Consider the following 26,796-nt stretch of genomic DNA (forward strand, 5'->3'; position numbering starts at 1 on the left):
GTTCGTTTTTCAAACAAAAACCGATTTAGGAAATAAGTTTTAGTATATCAAATTTGTTTCAGGAAGACACAAAGTAAAACGATACAACGTTCTCCTTTACAATGAATTTCTTATACTCTTTTAAACGATACTTAAGGCCTTCAAATCTCTGGACTGAGTTTTGATTTGTAATACACCGTCTTGGATCTTTCCGGATTCCTGAGTGATTTCGTTGACTTCCTTTTCCAGTTCGAACATTGCTTTCATCATTTCTTTTTGCCCGGTCATCTGTTCTTCCGTGGAGTAGAATAACTCGTCCGATAATCTTTTTACTTTTTCAAGATTTTTCACAAAATCGTTTATGATCGCGGTTCCTCGTTCGTAAAGACGATTCATTTCCTCGATCTTAAACACGGTCGCGTTGATCTTGATTCCTTGACTTTCGGTCAATTGGCTTGTCCCGGTCGAAGCGTAATTGGCTTCTTTGATAAACTCGAGCGATTCTTCCACAACCTTGGAGATCATCTTCGCGTTTGTGGCGGTGAATTCCGCGAGTTTACTCACTTCTTGCGCGACCACGGCGAATCCTCTTCCTGCCGCTCCCGCACGCGCGGCTTCGATCGAAGCGTTCAGGGAAAGAAGATTGGTTTTATCAGCGATCTCGCCTAAGATACGATTGATTTCATCCACTCTTTGAAATGAATTCGAAATGTTCTTCAAATACCCGCTCGTCTTTTCAACGGATTCCTTTACGACTTCCATTTCCATTCTACTTTCTTTCGCATTGATATCCAAACCTCTCGAATGTTCGGAGATTTTTTGAATCACGTCCAAAAGAATCTGAGCTTTCTGATTCAACTCGATCAGGTTCTCGTTTTGAATTCGAATCGAGTTTACGTTGTTTTCGGAGGATTGGGAAAGAGAAGTGATCACTGCGTTCACCTCTTCCAAGGAAGCGGCTTGTGATTCCATCTTCGCACTGGTCAAACTGGTAAACTCGGAAAAGTTCGTAACCGATACCTCCAAAGTTTCCGCGGAAGTATGAATCACCTTTCTGTTACTCTCCAACTTATTTAAAAAATTCTTATTTTCCTGAAAGTAAGAAGAAGCTTCCTTATAAAGACTATCAAATAGATTCATCAAACGATAAAGAATAAAACTCACACCCGTCATAAAGATAATCTTAGTGATCTCTGCGCTCAGCTTGAGATAACCCGGAGTCATGTTGATCAAATTGTCTTCGGAGAATTTAAGACCGTGTAACGATGCGTTGGTCAATCCGATGCCGTATCCGATGGAACAACACAAGCCGGTCGCGAGCACGAAATTGGGTCTTCCAAGCAGACCGGAATAGGCGATGATAAAAAAGTATACCGAATAAAGAATCGCGTTTTTAAGGACGGGTGCGATCATTTCGGCGGAAACCATACTATCCAAAAAGATCGTAGAGCTTAGTAAAAGAGAGTCGAATATAATAAATACGTGATGCACCCACGGTTTCATATTGTATTTATAATAAAGTATAAATCCGAAAACCGTGTAGAAAAGCATAAATATCGCGGCTGACGAGTGGATGATCTTAATTTCCGGATGAAGGGTCTTAAAGCTCGTTATCAGAGAAAGCAACATCAGGATCATAATTCCCATTCTGGAATAATAAGTGAGCGCTTCTCCTTTCTTACGAATGGATTCTATTGACTGCTTGGACATAGACCAAACGTGTACAGATTTTGATTTAAGTAAATGAAAAGTAGGATCTCTTACTGAAATCCAATCGCCGTATTATAAAAGGACAGCTTGCTATTTCAGAAGAATGAAATTTTTACATTCATTCGAAATGTTTGTTTAAAATCTTGGGTTGTTTGCGTTAGAAAACGGTTGGGAGAAAAAACTTTCAGGATGTAATGGTGATGGAGAATCGGTCACGGTCATCGTTTTCACTGCACGTCCGTCAGGATATACGCCCATATTCTTTTGATTGGTAGATCCGTTTCCCAAAGCAACATCCTTTGCCGTTGCGGAACCTGTGTAAGAATAATCCGTAAGCGCGTCGAGTTGTCTCCAAATTCCAAAGTAGTCCAAAACGTCTAACGCGCCCAAGCCGATTACGGTGTTTTTGATCGGAGTATAATGATCCGCGTTGAGAACGTTTCCGTTGTATGTTTCGGAATATACGATTTCAAAATCTTTTTCCGCAGTTCCGATTCCGATCTGATTGAAAATGTCGATGGCCATTCTGTTATCGACCACTTCGTCGTTATCGTAAATCTGTGCGATCATCTTAGTTGCGTTCGTAAATTGTGCAAGCTGAGCGTTTGTAATCGAGAAAGAATACCAAGGTGCGACGAGAAAGATAAAAGATCCGTTTCCTCCCCAGCCTTTTTGAACGATTCCTTGATGCGCCAAGTACGGAGTCGCCCCTCCTCCGTAAGAATGTCCCATATAACCGACTCGAGTAGTATCGATGATCGTTGAAAACTGACTCACCGCAAAGTTGATTCCATCCAACATATATTTATAATTCTCCGTCGGGTTGCGTGTATCGGAGATATAAATCGGAAACACGACCACATATCCTTTTGAAACATAGAAGTCGATCAAAGGATAATACGCTTCCGCAGAGGGAGAACTGAATCCGTGAATCAAAAATAGAACGGGAGCCTTTGTTGTTAAATCGCTCGGGTAATAAACACAAACGTTTCTAGGCGCACTCGGATTTTGCAATGCAGTGACTGCAACGGAACGGGAACCTCTGGTTCCATAACCTTGTGAAATCGGAGCAATCGGTCCGTAGTAAGCGACGGGTGTGATCGCGCACGTATTGATCAAATAAGGATAACTTAAAATCAGAAGTGTTTCGACCAAGGGTTCGACGACGTCTTTCTGATTGTCCTTCGAGTCCGTTTTACAAAACGCAATCGTAAGAACGAGTAATAAGATCAAAATACGTTTCATAAAATCCCCCGAAGAATTCTTACCTTCGGTCAATCTTTATCCGGTGTTTATCCTTTGTCCAAAACTAATTGATCGTTTCTGCTCGCTTCCCAACCGATCATCGCAATCTTTCTTTCTGAGCCCCAACGGTATTCTCCAATACCGCCCGTACTTTTGATCACACGATGACAAGGAATCAGATAACCGATCGGATTTTTACCGATCGCAGTTCCGACCGCCCTCGAAGCGCTTTCCTGTCCGATGGAATCGGCGATATCCAAATAGGAAAACAATCTTCCTTCGGGAATTTTCAAGAGCGCTTCCCAAACCTTAATCTGAAAATCGGTTCCCTTAAGATGAAGTCTGATCTTTTCCTTTTTTGTAGAAGTTTGATCGAAGAATTTCACGACGCGTTCTTGATTCTCATCGAGTTGCAAAACGAGTTCCGCTTGATTCCATTGTTCCTTCAGTTCGGAAACGATTCGTTCTTTTGAAATATCATAAAAGAATAAATTACAAATTCCTTTTTCTGTTGATGCGATCAAATAATCTCCGAAAACACTTTTTTGAAAGCTGTATCGAATTTTGAGTTTTTCTCCGCCGTTCTTAAATTCTCCCGGAGTCATTCCTTCGATCTTTACGAATAAATCGTGCAAACGGCCAGTTCCGGAAAGTCCGGTTTCATACGCGGCGTCGAACAACGTCGCTTCGGGTTTATTCAAAATCGCTTTTGCGCTTTGTAAGGTTAAGTATTGAAGAAATTGTTTCGGGCTGACTCCGGCCCATTCCGTAAAAAGTCTTTGAAAGTGAAACGGGCTAAGGTTAACGGATTGCGCAATTTCATCCAATTCGGGTTGGGACAACGCATGTTGTTGTATGAATTGAATTGCGTTGGCGATTTTTTTGTAGTGATCCATATCAGAAATGCTAATCGAATCTTTATTTTTTTAAAACCCGATCCTTGCTATTTTCCCATTTTTTGGAAGAATTTTGTTTTGTTTTGATCCGTAAAATTAGAGTGAAACTTTGATTTGTATGAGTTCCTACAAAACTTGTTTTTCAAAACAAAATTTCCAGTTCTCTCAAAATTCCGTAAAAATCCTTAAGAATGAATCAATTTCGCGAGTTGATCGATTCCTTCCACAAAAAGCGCCGGTCCGGGCTGGAGAATGATCGAAGGATCCAACTCATAAACCTTTCCGTTTTGAATCGCACCGGTCTTTTGCCAATCCGGATGTTTTTGCACCCATTCAAAATTCATCGGTTTTCCACACCAAGATCCGATATAAACGTCCGGGTTGGCCGCCGCAACATCGTTCGCAGTAATGATTCTGTCCTTCGCCAAAGACTTTGTTTTGAGATGATCAAAACAATCTTTTCCGCCCGCGAGATCGATCAATTCCGAAACCCAAGAGATTCCAGTGATGATCGGTTCGTCCCATTCTTGGAAAAAAACGGAAGGCCTACTTCCTGAAGAATGTTTCGTTCCGATTTCGTCTAACTTTCTTTTCCAACCGTCGATCAGGGTTTGTGTTTCGTTTCCCCTTCCGACGATACTTCCTAAAAGAAGCAATGTCTCGAAAATTTCGGGAATTGTTCTTTGATTCGTTACAAGAACGTTCAACCCTTCGGCGATCAGATCCTTGGCGAGGTTCGCTTGAATGTCCGAAAACCCGATCACAAGATCGGGTTGTAATTCTTTAATTCGTTTTACGTTTCCGTTGATAAACGCGGAGACTTTCGGTTTTTCTTCTTTGGCTTTGAGAGGTCGGACCGTATACGCTGAAATTCCTACGATCCGTTCTTCTTCACCCAATAAGTAAAAAAGTTCCGTCGTTTCCTCGGTGAGACAAATGATTCTTTTCGGACCGATCAAATTCTTACCTCAAATTCTCAGCTATGGAATTCCTTTTTATCATCGATCAGTTTCTGAACCACGGAAGGATCGGCAAGCGTGGAAGTATCGCCGAGACCTTCGAATTCTCCCGAAGCGATCTTTCTCAAAATTCTTCTCATGATTTTACCCGAACGTGTTTTCGGAAGACCCGGCGCCCAATGAATCACATCCGGTCTTGCGATCTTGCCGATCACCTTTTCAACGGTTGCAATCAATTCTTTCTTCAGCGCGTCGTTTGTAGTTACGCCTTCTTTCACGGTGACATACGCATAGATTCCCTGACCCTTGATGTCGTGCGGAAATCCGACAACGGCCGCCTCGGCTACTGATTTGTTTTCCACAAGAGCGCTTTCCACTTCGGCGCTTCCGATTCTATGACCGGAAACGTTAATCACATCGTCGACACGACCTGTAATCCAAAAATAACCGTCCTTATCTCTTCGAGCGCCATCGCCCGTAAAATAATAACCTTTGAACTGTGAGAAGTATGTATCAAAGAATCGTTTAGGATCTCCGTAAACTCCGCGCATCATTGAAGGCCAAGGACCTTTGATACAAAGATTTCCGGAAACGTCTCCCTTATCGTTGATTTCTTTTCCGTCGTTATCGACAAGAATCGGTTGAACTCCGAAGAACGGCAACGTCGCCGAGCCGGGCTTCTGTGGAATCGCACCGGGCAACGCCGAGATCATGATCGATCCGGTTTCCGTCTGCCACCAAGTATCGACGATCGGACATTTTCCTTTTCCGATGTTTTTAAAATACCATTCCCATGCTTCGGGATTGATCGGCTCTCCGACCGAACCTAAAAGACGGAGAGAACTTAAATTTCTTTTTTTAATCGGTTCTAAACCTTCTCTCATCAACGCACGAATCGCGGTAGGAGCCGTATAAAAAACGTTAACTCCATACTTATCGATCACGTCCCAAAATCTTCCCGCATCGGGATAAGAAGGAACTCCTTCGAACATCACGGAAGAAGCTCCGTTCGAAAGAGGACCATAAACTAAGTAAGAATGTCCGGTCACCCATCCGATATCCGCTGTACACCAATACGTATCTTCCGGTTTTATATCGAATACATAATGAAATGTTAAATTAGCTCCGAGAAGATAACCGCCCGTAGTATGCAAAACCCCTTTCGGTTTTCCCGTGGAACCGGAAGTATAAAGAATAAAAAGAGGATCTTCCGCATCCATCTCTTCCGGTTTGCAATAGGAAGGAAGAGTCGGATCGTTCATCAAAAAGTGATACCAATGATCCTGACCGTCTTTCCAAGTAAGACCGGATTCGTTGCCGGTTCTTCGGACGACGATCACGGACTTTACTTTCTCCGTGGATTTTTCAAGAGCGAGATCCACGTTCTTTTTGAGCTCAACCGGCTTACCTCCGCGAAAACCACCGTCCGCGGTGATGATCAACTTCGGCTTACAATCGTCGATTCTACTTTGAAGAGCTTCGGGGGAGAATCCTCCGAACACAACCGAGTGAATCGCGCCGATCCGAGTACATGCAAGAATCGTAATGGCTAATTCGGGAATCATCGGAAGATAAACGAGAACACGATCCCCTTTTTTTACTCCGTATTTTTTAAGGACGTTCGCAAGAAGATTCACTTCCCGATAAACATCGTAGTAAGTAAGAACCCTTGATTCCGAAGGATTGTCGCCTTCCCAGATCAACGCCGCTTTGTTTTTCAAAGGAGAATTTATATGTCGATCCAAACAGTTATAAGAAACGTTGAGCTTGCCCCCCTTAAACCATTCTACCTTTGCGTTTTTAAAATCATGACTGAGAACCTTGGTCCATTTTTTAAACCAGGTCAAACGATTGGCTTCTCTTCCCCAAAACTTATTCGGGTTTTCTATGGATTCTTTATAAAGAGATTTATAATCTTTGAGGGTGATGTTGGTATTCTTTTTAAATTCTGCGGATGGCGGGACGACTCGTTCTTTTGCCATGACTTCCTCCGGATTCGGTAAAGAATGTTTCTAATTTTCTCTCTGTCTATCAAATTGCGAAAATGAAATCGGGAAAGCCTTCCTCCGGAGAATTTTCCGAAGGAAGTTGTTACTCAGGTGGACCCGGTGCGGATCAGATCTAAGAATTCGGAGCGGGTTACCATATTTTCTTTGAACGCTCCCAACATGCAGGAAGTGAAAAGTTCGGAGTTTTGTTTTTCCACTCCTCTCATCATCATACAAAGGTGTTTCGCTTTAATGACGACGGCAACTCCCTGAGGTTCGAGAACTTCTTGAATCGCATACGCGATTTGTTCCGTGAGACGTTCCTGAACTTGAAGTCTTCTCGCAAAGACATCCACGATTCTAGGAATTTTACTGATCCCGATGATCTTTTTATTCGGAAGATAAGCCACGTGCGCTCTTCCGTAAAAAGGCAGAAGATGATGTTCGCAAAGTGAATACATTTCTATATCGCGAACCAGAACCATACCGTCCGTCGGCTCCTCGAAGATGGCGCCGTTTACGATCTTCGTGATATCCGCTCGATAACCGGACGTCAGGAAATCGTAGGCTTTTTTCACGCGTTTCGGAGTATTGAGAAGACCTTCTCTCGTGGGATCCTCTCCGATCGATTTCAGAATATTTACAATGTCTTCTTCCAAGTTAAACTCTCTTCGTTCGATTTTCCCGAATTGAATCGAGAATCTTTTTGTTAGATTCCTTTCAAAAAAATTCGGAACGTTTTTTTTGAATCTAAGGCTACATTCCCATTCTCTAAAGAGGCTCTCGAATCTTCCATCGGATTTTCATTTTCTTGCAGATTTCCAATACCGGGTAAATCTGTCCGATCATGACAACTCGAAACGAGAAGAAAAAGAATAAGGGCGGCTTTGCGATCGGATTGGACGCGCGTATGATCGCACATTCCGGAATCGGAATGAGAATCCGAGGTCTTTTGAAATATCTCGGACCGGCCGCGGAAAAGGAAAACATTCGGGTCTATCTTTTCGGGGACGCGGAAACGATTCGCAACGAAGGAATTCATTGTCATAAATTTTCCGGATTCGATCCGAAAACGCAGGATCAATCCGATCTCGAAACGAAACTCGATTCTAATTCGAAGAAAAAAAAATCTTCATCGCCTAACAAGAACGCCGAGTTTTCGTATTCAGTCATCGATTATCATTCTCCGATTTACTCGCTTTCCGAGTTCAAAGGACATCCGCTTATGGGGAGAATGGACCTTATAGACATTCCCCATTTCAACGCGCCTTTGCCTTATCTCAAAAAGACGATCGTAACGATTCACGATATCATTCCGTTTCGGATGAAGGAATTTCATTCCAGTTTTGTTAAGCGACTTTATATGCAGGTCGTATTTCGTTTGTTGAAACTTTTCACAAAGAAGGTCCTTTCCGTTTCCGATTACACGGCCCGAGATTTGGAATCGGTTTTCGGTTTTTCGAAAAAAGAAACACAAGTGATCCACAACGGAATCGACGATTCTATTTTTTATCCCGCTTCCTCTTCGGAGAAAAAGAACTTCTTAAAAAAATACGGACTCAAAGAAGGTTATCTGCTCAGCGTAGGAATCGGAAAAGGTCATAAGAATTTAAACTTAGTCGCAAAGGTTTTAAAACCTCTTTGGGAATCGAGGCTTCTAAAAACCAAATGGGTGTTAGGCGGAGCTTTCGGAAAAATTCCGGATTATCTGCAAGCGGACGTCTTAGATTGTGAAACTCAAATTCTTCCTATGCCGAGATTGTCTTTGGACGAATTGCGTTGTTTGTATTCCTGCGCCGGCGTCTTGCTCTTTCCTTCAAGATACGAAGGTTTTGGTTTTCCACCTCTCGAAGCACAGGCTTGCGGTTGTCCCGTAATTTCTTCCGACGCGACGGTTATGCCGGAAATTTTAGGCGACAGCGTTTCGTATTTTTCTCCGGACAAACCGGATCAATTGGAAAAACTTCTGAAGGATTTTTTAAAAGGTCGGAACTACGGCAAAACTTGGATCACAAAGGGTAAAAAGAACTCCGCGCGATTCTCTTGGAAAAAAGCCGCTCAGGAAACTCTGGAAGTATATAAGAATCTTTTAAAATGAAAAACGAAGATCCCGTTCTTCCTTTAAAAATCAACGAAACTGTTTTTTCTTGGAAAGAACTTCTTCCTTACGAACCTTGAGTTTTAAAAAAAGATCGTCTCGTTCCGCATCTGAATAACGAGACCAATTTCCGATTTCTTCGATGGTTCTAAAACAACCTTCGCAATAACCGGATTCGAAATCCATTGTACAGATTTTATTACAAGGTGAACGAACCAAAACGATCTACTTCCCTTTTACTTTAGACTTGGAAGTAGTCTTTTTCCCCACAGCTTTTTTCTTCTTGGAATCGAGAACGGCCGCAGACGTCGCTTTCACGGTTTTTACGGCGGATTTTTCAACGCCGTTCTTCGTATGATCCACGATCGTTTTCATTTCCTTAAAGAGGGACATACCGCTGATTCTTCCGGGAACGATCACGTGCGCGGCCCCGCTTGAAACGAGAACATCGGCTTCCTGTGCGTCGTCCGTGGTAAGAATGATGGAAGGTTGAGTATGATGACAGATCGCCTTGAGGGATTCCAAAAGTCTTCGATTGGTAGTTCCCTTGAGAATCATATCAGAAATCGTGCATATTACATATCTTGCATCTTCAATTCCAAGATGATGAAGCGTTTCCGGATTCGCCAAGTCGCCGTATGCCCAACGAATTCCCTTCGCCTCGAGAGATTGACGAAAAACCGGATTGAAGTCCACGACCAAAATCCGATTGAGCCATTCCGGCTTTTCTCGTTCGATTCCTTCCAAAAGACCCTGAGCGATTCTAAAGTAACCGAGGATAACGATATCTCTTTTGGGTTGACCGGTAATGTCGGATTCCGTTTTTTCATCTTCTTTTTCTTTGAGTCCGACCATTCCCAACAACTTAAGAATGAATCTTGAAATCGGATCGTTGAAAAGAATGATGTAAGTCGAAACGACGGACGCGAGAATCATAGAAGTGAGAACGGTCGATTCCAGTTCTTTGCTGATATGTCCGTAACCCATTCCCAACGCGAGAATCACAAGAGAAAACTCGCTGATCTGAGCCAGGTTCAAACCTGTAACGACTCCGGCTCTTAAACCTTTGCCCGAAAAATAAACCGGCGTAGCGACTGTGATCACCCTGCTGAAAATCACAAACACGACCGCGATTAAAGAAACCGAGATGATCTGAAACGAAGGGATCGGAATTTTCATTCCCAGTGCGACAAAGAATAGAGTGATAAAAAAGTCGCGGATTCCGGAAAGTTTTACGATGACGTCGGCGCCATAGGGGAACGCGGCGATACTTACACCCGCGATCAAAGCTCCCATCTCCTTGGAAAGTCCCGCTCTTTCTGCAAAACCACAAAGTAAAAAACACCAAGCGATCGAAGTGATCAGAATCAATTCCGGTTTGGAAGCCGCGGCTTGAAACAATCTCGATAAAAAGAATCTACTAATTAAGAATGCTACGCAGATAAGAACCAAACCGATTCCGAGAGAACCCGCGATTTTTAAAATCTGAGGATCTTGAAGGTTCGGTTGAACTCCCATGAAGATGATCGCCCAAATGTCTTGAAGAACCAAAACACCGATCGTCAGTCGACCAGCGATCGTACTTACTTCGAATTTATCATGCAGAAGTTTGACGACGATCATAGTCGAACTGATCGCAAGCGCGATGGAGAAATACAAAAGATCGAACTTACCCGTCGAACCGGAAAGAATTCCCTTAAAGAAAAAAAGACCGAACAATACACAAAATACGAACTGGCTGATCCCGAGAATAAACATGGACTTACCCATGCGCGCCAATTCTTTCAGATCGATTTCAAGACCGATGATGAACAAAAGAAGAATCAAACCGATCTCTGAAATCAATTCGATACTCTCTTCGTTTACCACAAGTCCCAGACCCAAATTCGGTCCGAGCAAAAGTCCCCCGGCAACATAACCGAGAATCAACGGTTGTTTCGTAACTCTGGCGATATGGGAAAAGAACGTAGCGAAAATGATGCTGAATGCTATGTCGTTTAAAAGGGAGAGGGAATGATGCTCCATTTACAATCTATCCTGAAACTGATTTATTTTTTTACCTTCTCTGAATCGTGTAGATCGGAGCCGGTAGTTTCTTATAATTCGCTCTGCATGCTAAATTATGAAAGTTTCTCAGAGTAAAAAACATTTTTTTTACGGAATCCGTAAAAACTGAAACGGAATCCCTACTCTACTATAGTTTCGGATTTTAAAGCGAGGTTGTTGATAAAGAAATAAATCGGCGGAAAAATGAATCGGTTCTCTTAAATTCCGGGCATTTCAAAAAAATCAAACGTTGTATTCTCCAGGTTCTAAAACGTGAATATCCGGAAGATTTCTATACTTTCCGTCGAAATCCAAACCGTAACCTACTACGAACTCATCCGGAATTCTCCAGCCCACGTATTTCACGGGAAATTCTAGGATGTTTTTTCTTTCCTTGAGAAGAAGAGTTACAATCTCAAGACTTGCAGGATTTCGAGTGAAGATATGACGCACGAGATATTGAAGAGTAAAACCGGTATCTAAAATGTCCTCCACAAGGATCACATGACGGTCCGAAAGATCCGTGTCGATGTCTTTTAACAAATCGATCTTTCCCATGGATACGGTTCCGGAATACGACTTCGCTTGAACGAAATCGATCTCGACCGAAAAAGGAATCGCTTTCGTTAAGTCCGTGAAAAAATAAACTCCACCCTTCAACACGCAGATCAGAACCGGATTTAATTTTTTATAATCTTTTGATATTTCGGAAGCGAGCGATTTCACCTTTTGGGAAATTTCTTCCTGAGTAAAACGAGGATGTAAAATATCGGAAGCGATCTTATTCATCATGGTATCCAGAAGCGAATTATTTTTCCGGGAACCTTACCCAATTCTTCCCATGATTCCGTTTCGATTTGTATACTTAGAAAACCCGAGGTTGGAAATTTTTGAAACACGGATTCGGACGAAGACAAATCCTCTTTACCTCGTATGAATCTGTTTGCGATTTCTTCCATGCCGGGATTATGCCCCAATAGAGTAGCGCTCATCACATTGGAATCGAGCTTTCTAATTTTCGCGAGAATGTCCTCGCTGTCAGATTCGTATAATTCTTCTGTAACTATCATTTCGGAGGACAGATCTCTTTTCTTTGATATAATCTTATAAGTATCCAAGGTCCTTTTAGAATCCGAAACTAAAAATAGATCCGTCTTGAACTCTATCTTCGCTAGATACTTCCGAAGAGAGCGAGCATTTTTCTTTCCTCTCTCCGAAAGAGGTCTTTCATGATCGGATTTGAATTCCGATTCCCAGTCCGATTTAGAATGCCTGATTAAATGAATTTGTTTCAACGAACTTTGTCTCTCGCTTTCTCGTTCTCAGGTCAACTTTAAATTCATTGACAAGATGTAAAAGATCACTTTAATAATGGGGCTATGAAAAATGTCTTTGCGTTAGCAGGAATTGCTTTGCTCGTTTTAATACCCGCCGTGTTAGGCGCCCAACTAGCGGGCCCTCCCGACGAAGAAAAAGCGAAAAAAGACGTTCAGATTCATTGGCTCAAAAAAAACGTCGGCGATAAAATTCAATCCATCGAAAGTAACGGCGAACCTGTTCTAATAGAAAATTCCAAATCAAACGCGGATATATTATACAAATTTCCATTTTTAGTAACAACCAAACGCAAAGATGGTAGCGTAACGCGTACCGAAGTCGGTGCGAATTATGTTTTTGTACGTACGAAAGGTTGGCTTTTTTCAGAACTCGGCTTTGGAAAGAATATAGTCTTATCCGATCCCGGTAAAGAATCTCCCGATAAGGAAATCGCTCTTAAGTTGATCGAAGACGGTCTTCTTCAAGATCGCTGGAAAGGTAAAACGATAGAAAACCTGAAAATCGGCGAACCGATGGCAGGAAGCGATATGGAAACACATTGGTATCGTTATTCGGGAGAATACGAAGTTGTGGACTATAACATCCGTTATACGTGTTCCAATCTGATCGTAAAATTGTTTAAGGATGATTCTTCCGGATCCGAATGGAAATTGGACTGGAAAGAAAAAGGAATCTGCAGACAAACTTCGGGGAATAACACAAACGAACCCGCATCACCTTAATTCGATTTCTATTCGGGATTTCGAGTGGATGGTCCCGACTTTCTTACATTCTTATCCTTGATTCTTTCCAAGTTTTCCATTTTGATTCTTTCCGAAAAACGAACCGAATTGATTTTACCGGTACGAAGTTCCTTCAAAGTGTTTTGAATCGAGGCTCCGATTCGATCATGAGAAGAATATTGTTTTAGAAAATTCTCGGTTTGATTCTTATCCTGAAAGTAAAAGGTTTTTCCATAAGAAAACACGGCGGAACTTCGAATCGAAGGATGTGCATTTTCGTTTGAAATCGTGGATTCCAAATAATTCTTTGCGGAGCTTCCTCCGAAATCCGCGATTAGTTCGTTGATCTGCGAGATCGCGTAAACCCTCAATTCCGGATCTTTTGCGATCGCGATCAAATATTCCTGCGGACTAGAATTGATCGCGAAGATTTCGCGGATCAAAGTTTCCTTATCCGCGTGGCCCGTTTGTAATACGATCGCTTTGATCTTTTGGTATTGATTCGGGTCCAAGGCTTGAGCTTGAACAGCCGAAGAAACCGAGATAAAAATTATGCTAAACGCAAAAAATTTGTAAAAATCCGTTTTAAACTTCATAAGATATTTATTAAATTCCATTTTATTAATATACAAGAGGGTGCGAACGAAGCACCCAACCTTGTTCTCCGGTTAGTTGAGTTTGATTGATCGTGGGATTTCCCGCCCAAAACATAAGATTGAGTCCGCCGCTGTTGTAAAAACCGTCTCCTAAACATTCTCCCAAACCGACGAGATTGTTTCCGTTTTGGTCCCTGCATTCCGGAGTTTCGGGTAACGGATCCAGAGAATAACGTCCTTTAACTACATCCTTTTCAACCGGATGATACAATCCTAAATAATGTCCGCCTTCGTGTGCGATCGTCTTTGCGAGAAAGATCTGATCGGAAGCGCAGGTCAAATCCTGTCCCGTGGTTCCACAACCCGAAGCGGTTCTATGATTTTCGATGAATACGATCATTCCCGATTTCGGCGTTCCCGTTACCGGAATCCCTGGAATGCCCGAAGAAATTCCCAAAATTCCCGCGGGCGCACTGCTTGATACCGTATAATCTCTCGTTACATAGATATTCAAAGAGTTCGCGTCTTGAACGGTTGAAGGATTACTTTTATACAAAGATCCCAAAGAATTCGCGACGTCACCGTAATCGTCCGTGATGTTCGCAATCGTTAAGTAAGAAGCTCCGGCCGCCGCAATACTCGCCGTTACCGTCACATCGATTTTAACCGTACTCTGAGCGTATATATCTTTCAGTGTTTGAATCATAGTCGCCATTCCCGCAGTGGTCGGGGTTGTCACGGCGCCGGGTATGAAGATCAGGTTGATGTTCAATTTTTTTCTGGATTGCCAAACCTTGCTCATACCTGAATTAGAATTTCCGAATACACCATTCGGCTCCGCGCGGAACTTATATTCTTCGCAGGTTTGAACGGTATTGTTCGTTACCCGTTTCGTAATTACGGAAGGGCTTGGGACGCTCGGAAAAATAAAATCGGCGCCGAACAGGTTGCTGATGAAATTATTATAACCGGAACTCGGAGCATAATATCCCGGAGTCGCGCCCACAGGGAACGCGGTGGTAGTGGATCGATATCCCGCAGACTCGCTTTTTCCGTTGTCTTGAATCAGATTTCCAAAAGAATTTTGCCAAATAGGATAAATAAAACGATTCGGATTGGAAGCGAACGCGTGATTTTGTTCCGTATACACGATTCCCATCGGATTATTTTTACCAAGACCCGGAAACTGAACTGTTCCGACAAGATAAGCGGTTCCACCGTCTGCGTAAGCGCCGCTTTCGGTTAAGAGCACCTGACTCAATGTGGAATTGGAAACGCTGAAGTTCGGAGCGCTTCCACTGGTCCGAACATTCTCGGCCGCATCGCAATAGTAAAGAGTTTCGTTGATCGCATAAAGCCCGAACAACAACTGCAGATTTTTAGAAGTGTCGTCGTCTTTTCCTTGCTGGATCGGACAACCCCAAACGAAAGAACATAAGATACAAATTAGAACTAAAGATCTTCCCAACATATTCCCATTTTCCTAAGCAATCATTTAGAAAGCCATAATATTCCAAGGCGACCAGTTCGCTTATCAATCCGATTCGAAAGCGAAAAGAATAAAACGGAATGATCGTAAACTATTTAGGATTCAATCCTAAATCTTTTTCTTTTCCAACCAATTCGGATACCGATTTTAGATCTTGTTTTTTTAGGAACCGATCCAAAAATTCCAGAATTCTCAAAGGTAAAAAAGGACCCTGATAAATATAACCGGTGTAAATTTGAATTAAGTCAGCGCCCGCGAGAATTTTTTCCAGAGCGGATTTTCCGGAATCGATTCCGCCGACTCCGATGATCGGAATTCTTCCCTTTAAAATTCGATACGCAACCCGAACGAATTCCGTGGAACGATCTTTGAGAGGTGCGCCGGAAAGCCCGCCTTCCTTTTCCACATTCGGATATCGCTGTAAGGAAGATTTATCGATCGTAGTATTGGTTAAGATTACTCCATCCACCTTCAAACTCAAAGATGTTTCGAGTAACGCTTCGAGATCCTTGCTTTCCATGTCCGGAGCAAACTTAACGAACATAGGAATTTTAAAATTCTCACCTAAACCGTTTCGAATCCCTTGGATCAGAGATACGAAGTTTTCCTGTTTCTGAAAATTTCTCAAACCGGGTGTGTTCGGCGAACTGATATTGATGACCGTATAATCGGCGTAAGGCGAAAGTGTCTTCAACGTATAAACGTAATCCTCGATCGCCTTTTCTTCGGGAACGATTTTTGTTTTTCCCGCGTTGATCCCTCGAATCTTTCCTTTTTTTTGGGAAGAAAGAATTCTTTCAGCCAAGTCGGCACCCGGATTGTTAAAACCCATTCGATTGACCAAGGCTTGATCTTCGGGATAACGAAACACTCTCGGTTTTGGATTTCCCGGTTGACCTTGTCCGGTGATCGTTCCGACTTCGATATGACCAAAACCCATGCGGGAAAGAAAAGGATACAATTCTCCCGTCTTATCAAAACCCGCGCCCATCCCCAAAGGATTTTCGAATTCGATTCCCGCGACTTTCGTTTTCAAACGATCGCTTCGATAAGAAGTCATCGCTTCGATGATCGATAAAACTCCGGGAACTTTTTGACTGACCCCGAGCAAATTCTTTGCAAGCTCGTGCGCCGTCTCGGGATCGAGAGAAAGAAAAAATGGTTTTAGAAAAGCGGAATATGCGGTATGTTTCAGAGAAGAAAGCATCTCTGAAACTATTTAATCCGCACGGATCAAGACCAGCGAAAAATTCTACTTCCTATAAAAAGAAATACGATCCCGTATACGAGTAACGAAATCACGGTCGGAATTACGAAAACCAAACCGGCCCCTTCTATAAAAACGGCGCGTAAAGAATCGGCCATCAACGTCAAAGGAAGATTTCTAATAAACGGAAGTACAACTTCCGGAAAATTTTGATACGAGAAGAAGATTCCGGAAAGTACCATCATCGGAAACGTGACCGCGTTTACGAGACCGTTCCCTACTTGAGAGCCGGCGGCACGAGAACCGATAAACATTCCGATACAAGCGAACGCAAAGTTTCCCGCAAGATAAACGAGGAGCGCGGCCGTGATCGAACCTTCGAAAGAATTTTCAAACGTAAGAAGAGTAAAACTCAACAAGATCGCCGACTCGACAGCAGTTACAATCAAACGAGTAAAGAAGAACGAAAGAAGAAAATACAACTTGTTCATCGGAGTTGCGGACATTCTCCGTAAAAGTTTTTTCATTCTCATTTCGATCAGGTTCCAACCCACGCCCCAAAGACAGGAGTTCATCACTCCCATCGCGAGCATTCCCGGAACCAAGTAGTCGATATATCTCGTTCCCTTGGAATCGAGTCGATCCACCTGCGATTCGAAATCGGCTTTGCCGGAGCGAATTTTCGCGAGAATCAAAAGATAATCCCTCTGACCGTTCGGATTGTCCGAATCGAATGAAAAATGAATCTTTCCATCCTGCGTTCTTTCCACGATGACGTTGAGTTTTCCGCGTTTGAGATCTCGAATCGCGTCCTCTTTGGAAAGAATCAAAAACCTAAGCGATGGAAGAGAGCCCGGATTTGTTGACGGATTTGTCGTCGCGTTTTCATAATTCGATTTTTTCGTTTCGCTTGAATTGTTTTTTTCGATCGAAGAAGAATCCAAAATCTTTTGAAGTTCCTCGATTTGATAAGAATTTTCTAATATAGCAATCTTTACTTCTTCCGAGCCTCGATTCTTAAACGCGATTCCGAGAACTCCCGCCATCGCGATCGGAAACACAAAAGCCCAAAATAAAATTCCCGGCTCTCTATAAAATTCTTTGAGTTGAATGCTCACCAATTGAAATATCTGTTTCATTCTTCCAACCCTCTACCGGTCATACTGAGAAAGAGATCGTCTAACGTCTTTTTATGACATTCCAACGCGTTTAATTTTTTTCCCGAAGAAGAAATCGTTCTCATCAACTCGGGTAAATAATCCGCGATCGCTGAAACGTAGATTCTCGCTTCGGACTTTGCGGAATCCCAAAAGAATTTATACATTCCCGATGAAGGAATCCAACTTTCGGGATTGGAACCGTCTTCCATGGAAAAACGAATGATTTCTCCTCCGTCCGTTCTTTCGAGAAGTTCGGAAAGAGTTCCTTGATCTAAAATTCTTCCCTTATCCATGATGATGATTCTTTCACAAAGAGTTTCGGCCTCTTCCATATAATGCGTGGTGAGAATCATAGTAGTTTTATTTTGTCTGAGACGATCTAAAATTTTCCAAACGTCCCTTCTTGCGCCCGGATCCAAACCCGTGGTCGGTTCGTCCAAAAAAAGTATTTCAGGATAATTTAATATAGAAACGCCGAGCGCGAGCCTTTGTCTTTGACCGCCGGAAAGATTTCCCACGTATGTTTTTTGTTTTTCTTCAAGATTGATCAGCTCGAGAATTTCGTTCAATCTTTCCTTTTTACTTTTATAAAACGTTCCGAAAAGATCCAAAGTTTCCTGAACCGTAATTCGATCCATGAATCGCGTTTCCTGCAGAGCCAATCCGATCTTGGAACGCAAATACGTTTCGTTTTGTTTCCAGGTCGTTCCTAAAATCGAAATGGAACCCTCGTTCGGCGTTTGAATTCCTTCCAACATTTCGATCAGAGTGGTTTTACCGGCTCCGTTCGGCCCGAGTAAGGCGACAAATTCTCCCTTTTGTATCTGAAGACTGAGATCGTTTACGGCGACCGTATTCTTAAAACGTTTGAGTACGTTTCTGACGTCGATCACGGAATCTTCGGGTTTTAACGAATGGTTGTTTTGGTTCAAGAGAATTCCTCGATCACTACATTCTAAATTTTAAATTCGATTTGAGAACGGAAAAGTTCCGCAAGTTTATTTATCTTTTACGATTTTGTAAATTAAGGACGGAAAAAGTCGAAGCGCAACTCCGAGATATTTTACGAATCCGATTCCGATATATTCGCGATCTTTTTCAAGCGCGGCTATGAATTCGTCCGCCAAAGCGGCAGTAGTCAACTTATTCTTTCCTCGTCCTGCGGTCATCGGAGTATCCACTTGAGGAGGAAGCATTTCGATCACCTTTACGTTCGTTCCTTCGAGTTGATAACGAAGCGCTTCCGTAAACATGTGAAGCCCCGCCTTTGTTCCACAATAAAGTGGAGCCGATCGTTTCGGAACCAATGCCAAACCCGATGTCACGTTGACGACGGCGGAATTCGAATTCGATTTTAAAACCGGAATCAAAATGGAAATCAGACGAATCGGAATCGTTAAGTTTGTTTGGATTTCCTTTTCGATCGCCTCGGTTTGATCCGGGTCCTTTGAGAAATCCGGATTGAATTGAATTCCCGCGTTGTTGATCAAAATGTTAAGCGAAGAATATTTTTTTCGTACGAGAGAAATCAACTTATCAAAGTCGGCGGGTTTTGTAAGATCGCAACGAACGGTTTCGATTCCGGGAACGGAAGACAAACGCGAAAGGGATTCTTTATTTCTTCCCAATGCGATGACCGTGTTTCCCAGACCCGCGAATCTTTTTGCAAGTTCCAAACCGATTCCAGAAGTTGCGCCCGTAATTAAAATCGTATTTCCGGAAAGTTTCATGATCCGCTTATCTTCTTTGTACAAACGGATCGATCAAGCAATTCGCGAATTAAGGAGAATTAACTTTTACCGTAATAACGTAGGATTTGTCTGAGCGAAGAAAGATAAGAAGGACCGAATAGATTGATGTGAACCAAAACGGGATACATCTGCCAAAAAGGAATTCGATCCTTAAGATGTTCGGGATCGTCGATGCCGCTGGAAGAAAGAATTTGTTGCATCTCTTCCAAATTTAAAGAACTTCCGAATAGATTCAACATCGCGAGATCCTGTTCGGGATGCGAGAATGAAATCGAAGGATCAATGAGATAGGAATGTCCGTTTTTTCCGGTGAGAATATTTCCGGACCAAAGATCTCCGTGGATCAATCTCGGTCTGCTTTGATCGAGGGACCATTCTTCCGTAAACTTTTGAAAAACTTCCCGTACGTTGTCCACGTCCTTAGCGGTAATCAATCCTCTTGAAAGGGCCATGTCTAATTGAATTGTTAAACGAGTTTCCCAAAAGAATTCGCTAAAACTGGAATGCCAACGGTTCTTTTGTGGAAGAGTTCCAATGAAATTATTTCTTTTCCAGCCCCAGGAATTCGAATCCTTTCGATAGAGAAGTTTCAGACTTCGGATTAAATCTTCGCGCGCCCCGGAGGTAGTGGCACCGGATTCGATATAATCCATTACTAAAAGCCAAGAAACTCCTGCCTGAACGATCCCGTAACATTCGGGAACACGAACGCCGATTCGAAAGAGTTGCTCTAAGGATTCTTTTTCGGTTTCGGCCATCTCCTTGTTTGCGATGACCTTAACGGCAAAAGTATGATGAGGAACGGTTGCGAGATAGATTTCGTTTAAACTGGAAGAATGAAAACGTACTTTGGGTCTGGACCCGGAATTGAGGATTCCAAGTCTTTCCAAACCGTCGCAGATCGCCTCTTCTAAACCCGCTTTGATGACCACAAATTCGCTTCCTCCCGGATGGTTCCGGTTCTTTTCATCTGATTAGAAAATCGGTCTGAAAGGTTCCCGGATTGATTGAAATTTATGAAATCCTTTTATAATCCGTAAGACGTGAACATCTTAAGAATTATTACCATACTATCGTTGTTTGTCGGACACACACTTTGGGCAACGGAACAAACGTTACATTGGAATTACGCGCTCTTCGCTTCTCTTGAAAAAGGATCTTACTCTGATTGGGCGGATGTTTGTTCAAAATCCCACACGATCAGCTATACCGGGAATATCATATTATCAGATGGCAATTTCAAATCTTCTTCCTTGCCCAAACAATTCTCGGATATAAGCAAGAATTATAAAACTCGATTGATTCCGTTGATCACCGCGGCGCGTAAAAGCGGTTCTGGCTTTCTCAAATCGGATCAAACGATGGAAAACGCGATTCGAGAACTTTCAAATTATTTAATACGAAATCCCGAGATTTCAGGTTTGCATTTGGATATCGAATTTCTTTCTCCATCCGAAATTCCGAATTTTAGAAAATTCTTAAGATCGTTAAAAGTGAAAATACCAAAAGACAGGGTTCTTACGATTGCGATCTTTCCCCAATTGGACTTTCCAAATCGAAATTCGGTCGTTCATACGGATCTTTTGAATGAAGAAACAATCGACGAGTTCGTACTGATGAGCTACGATTTCCATTCTCCCCAAACATCTCCGGGTCCGGTGACTTCCTTTTCTTTGACAAAAAAGAATTTAGAATTCTTATCCGAACGAATCCCGGGTTCCAAACTCTGGCTCGGGCTTCCCTTATACGGTTACTTTTGGAATCAAAAGGGTAAGACCCGAATTCTCACTCAAAAAGATCTACGAAAGTTCGGCGAAAATTTCAAAATCGTCGCGGATCAGGACGGTTTCAGCGTTCTCAAAAATGAAACGGGAATCGGGTTTATTTCGGATCGAGAAACATTAGAAAAATATAATAAATTCGTTCAAACATATCGTCTGAAAGGAACCGCCTATTGGAGAATCGGGTTTTAATCGTTTCGGATTTTTGATTCGGAACCAATATTCAATTTTACATTTCCTTTCTCCCCTTTAAACTTGGAGTCAGGTTTCGTTCTTTTCAAAGAGGTTTTTTGTGCAGGAAGTTCATCGATATTTGGATCAATATTTGGAGGAGAATATTCTCCAATCGGAAACCATTCACAGGATGAAACATGTCATTCATGAATTCAGCAGTCGCGCTCCTAAGGTCCTCGTTACAAAATGTATCGACGGCCGCGTTCACGGAAGCAAGCTGAAAGGTTATCCGGTCACTACGATTCGTTTCGGTAGAACCGATGGCAATATCGTTTCCACAAATCTAAACAACTTCTGGTTCTGGAATCGGATCGATCGATTGATCAACGACGCGATCTGCAATACTCCGAACACTCCCGCTCTTTTTATCGCTTACATGCACAGATCCGATCTTCCCGGACTCGGTTGTGCGGCTCATAACCACGATGATATCGCCGCGAGAAAAGCGATCCGAGAACAAACACAGGCAGTTCGAAAAATTTTCCGCAAAGATAGACTCTATGTCTTGGAAGGAATTACAAACACGGATACGATGGCGGAAACTTTGATCTTCGAAGACGGAAACAGTTTGGATACGACCGAGATCATTCGCGACTTCGGTTTCGAACATTCTTCCGATATTTTCCACCGCGCATTTTTGAAATATCCGATCAAAGATCCTGCAACTGCAAGATACGTAGGTTTTAAAACTCCGGAAGAATTGTTTGCCGAACCGGAACTTCTTTTTTACAACGACTTTCAAACCGCGCTTTGTATGAAATCCTATCTCATCCGAGAAGTGACTTCCATCGTCGTTTCGGACGACTTCGCTTCTCAAAAGTTGATTCAACCGGATCTTTTCAACGCGTTGATTCAAAAACTTTTTGCGGTTAAGGATCTTCCTCCTCTTTTAATTCCCGCGCTTTTGTATCAATCCATTTGGAATATCGCTTATTCTTTATATCACGGACGTAAATTAAGTTTTCTGAATGAAGTCGAGAAATGGAAAATTTTAGATCACGCGGAAGAATTGATCTGTTACGGAGACGGTTTCGAACTTCTTCAGAGAAACAAAGCGATTCTCGTTAAAACGGGAAGAGGAAACGATACGGACGCTTTGAACGTGGCTCGCAAAGTATTGGAGAAAAATCGTTCGAAACAATCCGAGATCGGCCCGATTCTTGTTCACCTCAACGTTGAAATTTCGGGAGAACTTTCCTCTTGGGAGGACATCAACGAAAACATCGCTTCCAAAACGAACACTCTTCTTAGAAACTTAGAGGAAGTTTTTCACGACGTGGAAACGGTCGTGTTGACCACTTATTCTTACAGAGATCAAAAACGTTTTTATCCGATTCACACCAAAAAAGACAAACGGATCACCTACCCGGTCGATCTTTTAAACGGAATCAATTCGGAGACTTTGTTTTCGAGTATGGGTTTAAAATCGAGGGAAGCGCTTTATGCGACGGAGAGGATGGGGAAATTCATTTAAACCCGAACGGCCGAAACTTTTTAAGGCCCGGCACATTCCGGTTTTTGAATTTTAGAGAATTCTTATGTTATTTTTTGTCTCTTAGGCCTTGAACGTATTTTGCGAGTTCCGCTCTAAAGGAGAATTCTCTGGTTCCCATCAGATAACGAAACGCGGATACGATCACGTCCGGACGAGGAGGATCTCCTCCGATAAAAAGATCCGGATCCTTCGGAAGTTTCCCGAGTTTAAAAAGTCCACCGGCAACGGCTTCAGAACCTGCGGCGACGAGCGCTTTCGGTGAAGGCATGGTTTCCCAAGCGGTATCCAGTGGTCCTTCCATGTTCGGCCCGACCGGTCCCGAATACACAAGAGCATCCGCGTGTTTCGGAGAAGCGACAACACGAATCTTACTCGCTTCGCTGTCGAATAGAGCGTTGAAGCTCGCGTTGATTTCCGCTTCGGTTGTGTTGTTGCCGCTCGCCGCGACTTCTCTGAATTGAAATCCGGTTTTTCTCGTGGCCTTTCTGAATTGTTTGACTTCTTCGGTTTCGACTTCCTGTCTTTCGTCCGGCATTCCGTTCGTATAAGTCACCTTAAGCGCTTCACGATCGATGGAATACACGTGAACAAATCCGGAATCGATGATCTTTCCATCGGAACAGAATTCGGAACATCTTCCGCACTGTAAACAAGCGCCGTAATCGAAGCTGATCTTATCCTTGGAAATCACTTTGAGGGAATGTGTAGGACAAACCTGCTCGCAGGATTTACAAGAAAGACAGGACTCGGTCGGCGATAAAACCGGAACCGGAATTCCCCTTGCATTCGGATTCAAAGGAGAAACTTTTTTGTAGTTCATCGTCTTTGCGGGACGAAGAATATTCAATATCTCGAATATAATTTTCATAGGTCGACTCCCACATAACTCAAGTTGAAGGATTTGTTGTTCAACGGAAAGTCTCCGATGTATTCTCCCCTTACCGCCAATTCGAGCGCGTGCCAGTTCGGAACGGAAGCTTCTCTGATGTAAGCTTCCTCGATCGCTCCGTCCGAATCCAAATCCAAGGATACGAGAACCGGTCCTCTCCAACCTTCGACCGCGGAATAATACGTTCCCTTTTTGATTGCCGATTTGGAAACGGACTTGCCGAGTTTCGGATCCAAAGCCGCTTCCAATTTCGGAATCGCTTCGACGAGCCACTTGCTACTGTTCTTCAATTCTTCGTAACGAAGGTAGAATCTGGCCCAAGCGTCCCCTCTCATGTGATCTCTGTTCAATTCGAGAGAAATCGGAGAACTAAACGCATAAGATTTTTCTAAATTACGAAGATCTCTGCTGAGCCCCGTGCATTTCTCTACCATCCCGATAAATCCGAGATGTCTGACTTGTTTTTGTCGAATTACTCCGCAGGATTGAAGTCTTTCCCGGTTTGTGGAAGCTCCGGCCGCACGTTCGAAATGTCCGACAACGTCATCGGTTACGGAACGGATTCTTCCCGCGAGTTCGTTCAACTTATCTCGGTTGAGTCCTTTTCGAAGAATCACTTTGCCAGGAGACAACGCGCCTCTTCCGAAACGATTTCCGGTCAATGCCTCCATCACACCGAGAGGAATTCCTCTTTGCAAAGAACAAACTCCTTGCAACGGATAATAACCGATATCGCCCGCAATGGCCCCCATATCCCCAATATGAGTCGCGATTCTTTCCAATTCCAAAAGAACCAATCTTGCGAAATCCAATTCTTGAGGAATAACGATCTTTTGTGCCTCTTCGAAAATTCTCGAGAACGCGATCGCATAAGAGATCGTGCTGTCGCCCGAAACGGCTTCCGCGTAAGGCAAAGAATCTTTCGGTCCTTTTCCTTTGATCAGATCGATCAGTCCGCGTTTTTGAAACCCGAGTCGAATGTCGAGATTTCGGATCTCTTCGCCTTTTACGATAAAACGAAAATGTCCAGGCTCGATCACACCCGCGTGGATGGGTCCGACCGCGTGAGAATAATGACTCGCGGGAATCGGCACCTTCAATCCCTTATATACTAAATCCTTAATGCCTTTTTTTGTTACGAACTTTTCAAGATCCGTCTTACGATCGGCGTTGAGATATCTTTCGAAATCATAGGAAGAATAATCCTCTTCACCTTGATCGGTTCCCAAAGAATGTCTCAGAATCCAAATCGGATTGGCCGTATCTTCAAAGGCTTCCTTTTCGGAATATTCCACGGTCTCGTGGCTCACTCCTTCGCTCGAAAGCCAGAAACGGTTGTAACCCTTTTTACCCTTTCTCGGGTATAAACCCGTTACGCTACGCATTAAAACTCTCCTTGCAGAAGGTGATAAAAACCCCAGACTCCGAGACCCAACACCATGATAAATAGCAGAAGCGAGTTGGTCATACGGATCTGCAACGTTCCGGCAAATTCTTTCGCAAAAGGTCGATCTTCCAGATTGAAAAGAGGAACCGTTTTGTAGAGAAGCACTCCGAAGAAGATCAATCCCAAAAACGGAACCGTGATCACGAACCACTGACCTTGGCTCCAACCCATCTTTAAAAGCAGAAGGTCGTTTACAAAAATCGGAGAGCCGGGAAGGACAAACGCGACGAACAAAGATGCCGTATAAAGTGCGAGTGCCTTTTTGTTGATCGAGTCCGAAAGAAAGATCTTACTCAATTCTCTCTTACCCGCGTCCATTCTCACGATACCCATCGTTAAGAAAAGAACGGACTTCAATACGATGTTTCCTGCCATCACGAAGTTGAAGATCGAATCGGACAAATCCATCCAAAGAAAAATTCCGATCGCACCGCTGTGAAATAGGGCGACCTTTGCAGTCATCATTCTCAAATCGTTTCGTTGATAGAGCGCGACGATACTCTGTAACATCGTTATGATTCCCAAGATCAACAATCCGTCCGCCGCGCTGAACGTGGTCGGATACAATTGATGATCCATGTGAATGAAAGGACGAAGCGCGTAACTTACCGCAACCGGAACGAAGGATGCGATCAACGCGGAGATCTGACTCGGACTTTCGCCGTACGTATCGACGACCCAAACGTGATTCGGAAATAAACCGAGCTTTGCGGAATAACCGAAGATAGCCAACCAGAGTCCGATTTCGATCCAGAGGTTCTCCGGATGTTCGGATAGCTTACCGGCAAGAACTTCGACGGGGTGATCGATTCCGTGTAACGTTGCGGTTACGATGATGATTCCCAAAAACGCGATCCCGAGTCCGAAGGAATTGATCAAAAGAAATTTCCAAGCGATCGGAAACGATTTGGAAGTTCTACTCGAAGATACGAGTAAGGCTCCGGTAAACGTCGTGGCTTCGATCAAAACCCATTGAAGCGCGAAACCTTCCAGGTTCCAAGCCGCAAAGGTAAGACCCGTGCAAAGGACCATCAAAAAGGACCACATAGTGATCTGTCTTTGGCCTTTCGTAGGCGCCAAAATATATGCGAGAAGAATTAAGAATAGAACCGCGATTCCGATTCCGTTTAAAACAAGAAGATTCATGCGGACACCTCTTCTTTTTCGTTCTCGGAAGAACCTTCCATGCTAATTCTCAGAGTCGCCGCGGCACCGATGATAAACACCGCGTCTAAGAAGGAACCGAATTCGATCCCCAACGGAAGTTCCGTTCTCAAAATCTGAGTCAAAAGAAACGTTCCGTTTTCAAAAACCGCAAAGGAAGCGATCACTCCGACCCAATGACGTCGAACCACGAAACCGACCATTCCCACGTATAAAATCAAAAACGTATAAAGAAAGGACATCTGGTTTACTTCACCGAATCGAAATTTAGTAAAACCTAATATAAGAAAACCCACGAGCGCCCCGACCAAAAGAAGCGCGAAAGTAGGAATGTATCCCACTTTCGGAAACGTAGATTCCACGGAGTTGGTTCTGCGTGCGGTCCAGAAAAGGATCCACGGAGTCAAAACCACTTTAAAGAGTACGATCATTCCCGCCAAAAACAAGCTGTGAGTTCCGTATCCGCCTTCTTCGAAAAGAGGAACCAACAAAAACACACTTTGAAACGCGAGAAGAAGTACGAGTCTCTTCAAACGATTCTCCAAAAGGATGACGACTCCGAGAAGAAGAAGAATTAAATAACTGAATTCTGTTCCCATAAA

At 43.2% G+C, this 26,796-nt stretch carries 25 protein-coding genes; 4 read left to right on the plus strand and 21 right to left on the minus strand.

All coding sequences use genetic code 11. From position 1 onward, the window contains the following. Window positions 1-120: 120 nt before the first annotated feature. The 6 genes from CH367_RS15520 to folE form a co-directional block, all read right to left on the minus strand. Window positions 121-1,689: a methyl-accepting chemotaxis protein gene (locus CH367_RS15520; protein ID WP_100763416.1), complete on the minus strand. Its 1,569-nt coding sequence runs from the start codon at window positions 1,687-1,689 to the stop codon at window positions 121-123. Window positions 1,690-1,824: 135 nt separating this feature from the next. After that, complete coding sequence (locus tag CH367_RS15525) at window positions 1,825-2,967, minus strand: alpha/beta hydrolase (RefSeq protein ID WP_244284595.1); 1,143 nt, start codon at window positions 2,965-2,967, stop codon at window positions 1,825-1,827. Window positions 2,968-2,981: 14 nt separating this feature from the next. Next, a complete protein-coding gene (locus CH367_RS15530) occupies window positions 2,982-3,830 on the minus strand; it encodes a bifunctional helix-turn-helix domain-containing protein/methylated-DNA--[protein]-cysteine S-methyltransferase (protein WP_100763417.1) in 849 nt (282 codons plus the stop codon). 185 nt (window positions 3,831-4,015) lie between these two features. Then, window positions 4,016-4,789 (minus strand): cobalamin-binding protein, encoded by a 774-nt coding sequence (locus CH367_RS15535; protein ID WP_100763418.1) that lies wholly within the window; start codon window positions 4,787-4,789, stop codon window positions 4,016-4,018. A 17-nt stretch (window positions 4,790-4,806) separates the two neighbouring features. Next, window positions 4,807-6,771, minus strand: a complete 1,965-nt coding sequence (gene acs, locus CH367_RS15540) for an acetate--CoA ligase (RefSeq protein WP_100763419.1) — start codon at window positions 6,769-6,771, stop codon at window positions 4,807-4,809. A 113-nt stretch (window positions 6,772-6,884) separates the two neighbouring features. Beyond that, a complete protein-coding gene (gene folE, locus CH367_RS15545) occupies window positions 6,885-7,436 on the minus strand; it encodes a GTP cyclohydrolase I FolE (RefSeq protein ID WP_100763420.1) in 552 nt (183 codons plus the stop codon). Window positions 7,437-7,624: 188 nt separating this feature from the next. Here folE and CH367_RS15550 point away from each other — a divergent pair, with 188 nt between their 5' ends. Beyond that, window positions 7,625-8,875, plus strand: a complete 1,251-nt coding sequence (locus CH367_RS15550; protein WP_100763421.1) for a glycosyltransferase family 4 protein — start codon at window positions 7,625-7,627, stop codon at window positions 8,873-8,875. A 30-nt stretch (window positions 8,876-8,905) separates the two neighbouring features. Here CH367_RS15550 and CH367_RS15555 read toward each other — a convergent pair whose 3' ends face one another. The 4 genes from CH367_RS15555 to CH367_RS15570 all read right to left on the minus strand — a co-directional run bounded on the left by CH367_RS15555 (window position 8,906) and on the right by CH367_RS15570 (window position 12,216). Further along, window positions 8,906-9,094, minus strand: coding sequence for a DUF1289 domain-containing protein (locus CH367_RS15555; protein ID WP_010573215.1), 189 nt, complete (start codon window positions 9,092-9,094; stop codon window positions 8,906-8,908). A gap of 6 nt (window positions 9,095-9,100) precedes the next feature. Continuing rightward, window positions 9,101-10,900: a cation:proton antiporter gene (locus tag CH367_RS15560; RefSeq protein ID WP_100763422.1), complete on the minus strand. Its 1,800-nt coding sequence runs from the start codon at window positions 10,898-10,900 to the stop codon at window positions 9,101-9,103. Between the two features lie 264 nt (window positions 10,901-11,164). Next, window positions 11,165-11,710 carry a hypoxanthine phosphoribosyltransferase gene (gene hpt, locus CH367_RS15565; protein ID WP_100763601.1) on the minus strand — a complete coding sequence of 182 codons (546 nt, stop codon included), beginning with the start codon at window positions 11,708-11,710 and terminating at the stop codon, window positions 11,165-11,167. After that, window positions 11,710-12,216 carry a SixA phosphatase family protein gene (locus tag CH367_RS15570; protein WP_100763423.1) on the minus strand — a complete coding sequence of 169 codons (507 nt, stop codon included), beginning with the start codon at window positions 12,214-12,216 and terminating at the stop codon, window positions 11,710-11,712. Before CH367_RS15570 ends, hpt begins: the two co-directional genes overlap by 1 nt. A gap of 84 nt (window positions 12,217-12,300) precedes the next feature. Here CH367_RS15570 and CH367_RS15575 point away from each other — a divergent pair, with 84 nt between their 5' ends. Further along, complete coding sequence (locus CH367_RS15575; protein WP_100763424.1) at window positions 12,301-12,981, plus strand: hypothetical protein; 681 nt, start codon at window positions 12,301-12,303, stop codon at window positions 12,979-12,981. Window positions 12,982-12,989: 8 nt separating this feature from the next. On the opposite strand, the gene CH367_RS15580 is transcribed toward CH367_RS15575, so the two are convergent. The 7 genes from CH367_RS15580 to CH367_RS15610 all read right to left on the minus strand — a co-directional run bounded on the left by CH367_RS15580 (window position 12,990) and on the right by CH367_RS15610 (window position 20,116). Further along, window positions 12,990-13,598: a hypothetical protein gene (locus CH367_RS15580; protein ID WP_425268855.1), complete on the minus strand. Its 609-nt coding sequence runs from the start codon at window positions 13,596-13,598 to the stop codon at window positions 12,990-12,992. Between the two features lie 4 nt (window positions 13,599-13,602). Next, on the minus strand, window positions 13,603-15,048 hold the full coding sequence (locus CH367_RS15585; RefSeq protein WP_100763426.1) for a M43 family metalopeptidase leptolysin: 1,446 nt from the start codon (window positions 15,046-15,048) through the stop codon (window positions 13,603-13,605). Between the two features lie 109 nt (window positions 15,049-15,157). Continuing rightward, window positions 15,158-16,273, minus strand: a complete 1,116-nt coding sequence (locus tag CH367_RS15590) for a quinone-dependent dihydroorotate dehydrogenase (protein ID WP_100763427.1) — start codon at window positions 16,271-16,273, stop codon at window positions 15,158-15,160. Between the two features lie 26 nt (window positions 16,274-16,299). Beyond that, entirely contained in the window at window positions 16,300-17,412 is a 1,113-nt protein-coding gene (locus CH367_RS15595; protein WP_100763428.1) for an ABC transporter permease, read from the minus strand. Then, complete coding sequence (locus CH367_RS15600) at window positions 17,409-18,365, minus strand: ABC transporter ATP-binding protein (protein ID WP_100763429.1); 957 nt, start codon at window positions 18,363-18,365, stop codon at window positions 17,409-17,411. Before CH367_RS15600 ends, CH367_RS15595 begins: the two co-directional genes overlap by 4 nt. A 66-nt stretch (window positions 18,366-18,431) precedes the next feature. Further along, on the minus strand, window positions 18,432-19,163 hold the full coding sequence (locus CH367_RS15605) for an SDR family oxidoreductase (protein WP_100763430.1): 732 nt from the start codon (window positions 19,161-19,163) through the stop codon (window positions 18,432-18,434). A 59-nt stretch (window positions 19,164-19,222) separates the two neighbouring features. Continuing rightward, on the minus strand, window positions 19,223-20,116 hold the full coding sequence (locus CH367_RS15610; protein WP_100763431.1) for a fructosamine kinase family protein: 894 nt from the start codon (window positions 20,114-20,116) through the stop codon (window positions 19,223-19,225). Between the two features lie 111 nt (window positions 20,117-20,227). On the opposite strand from CH367_RS15610, the gene CH367_RS15615 reads away from it, so the two are divergent. After that, complete coding sequence (locus tag CH367_RS15615; protein WP_100763432.1) at window positions 20,228-21,157, plus strand: glycosyl hydrolase family 18 protein; 930 nt, start codon at window positions 20,228-20,230, stop codon at window positions 21,155-21,157. 100 nt (window positions 21,158-21,257) lie between these two features. Further along, window positions 21,258-22,673, plus strand: a complete 1,416-nt coding sequence (locus CH367_RS15620) for a hypothetical protein (protein WP_100763433.1) — start codon at window positions 21,258-21,260, stop codon at window positions 22,671-22,673. Between the two features lie 67 nt (window positions 22,674-22,740). Here CH367_RS15620 and CH367_RS15625 read toward each other — a convergent pair whose 3' ends face one another. The 4 genes from CH367_RS15625 to CH367_RS15640 are packed head-to-tail and all read right to left on the minus strand — an operon-like array spanning window position 22,741 to window position 26,793. After that, a complete protein-coding gene (locus CH367_RS15625) occupies window positions 22,741-23,562 on the minus strand; it encodes an NADH-quinone oxidoreductase subunit B family protein (protein ID WP_100763434.1) in 822 nt (273 codons plus the stop codon). After that, window positions 23,559-24,968: a hydrogenase large subunit gene (locus CH367_RS15630; protein ID WP_100763435.1), complete on the minus strand. Its 1,410-nt coding sequence runs from the start codon at window positions 24,966-24,968 to the stop codon at window positions 23,559-23,561. The genes CH367_RS15625 and CH367_RS15630 overlap by 4 nt, the downstream gene beginning before the upstream one ends. Next, on the minus strand, window positions 24,968-26,176 hold the full coding sequence (locus tag CH367_RS15635; protein WP_100763436.1) for a proton-conducting transporter transmembrane domain-containing protein: 1,209 nt from the start codon (window positions 26,174-26,176) through the stop codon (window positions 24,968-24,970). The genes CH367_RS15630 and CH367_RS15635 overlap by 1 nt, the downstream gene beginning before the upstream one ends. Next, window positions 26,173-26,793, minus strand: a complete 621-nt coding sequence (locus CH367_RS15640) for a formate hydrogenase (protein WP_100763437.1) — start codon at window positions 26,791-26,793, stop codon at window positions 26,173-26,175. The genes CH367_RS15635 and CH367_RS15640 overlap by 4 nt, the downstream gene beginning before the upstream one ends. Window positions 26,794-26,796 lie beyond the last annotated feature (3 nt).

It is taken from the genome of Leptospira barantonii (assembly GCF_002811925.1).
GTDB classification, from domain to species: domain Bacteria; phylum Spirochaetota; class Leptospiria; order Leptospirales; family Leptospiraceae; genus Leptospira; species Leptospira barantonii.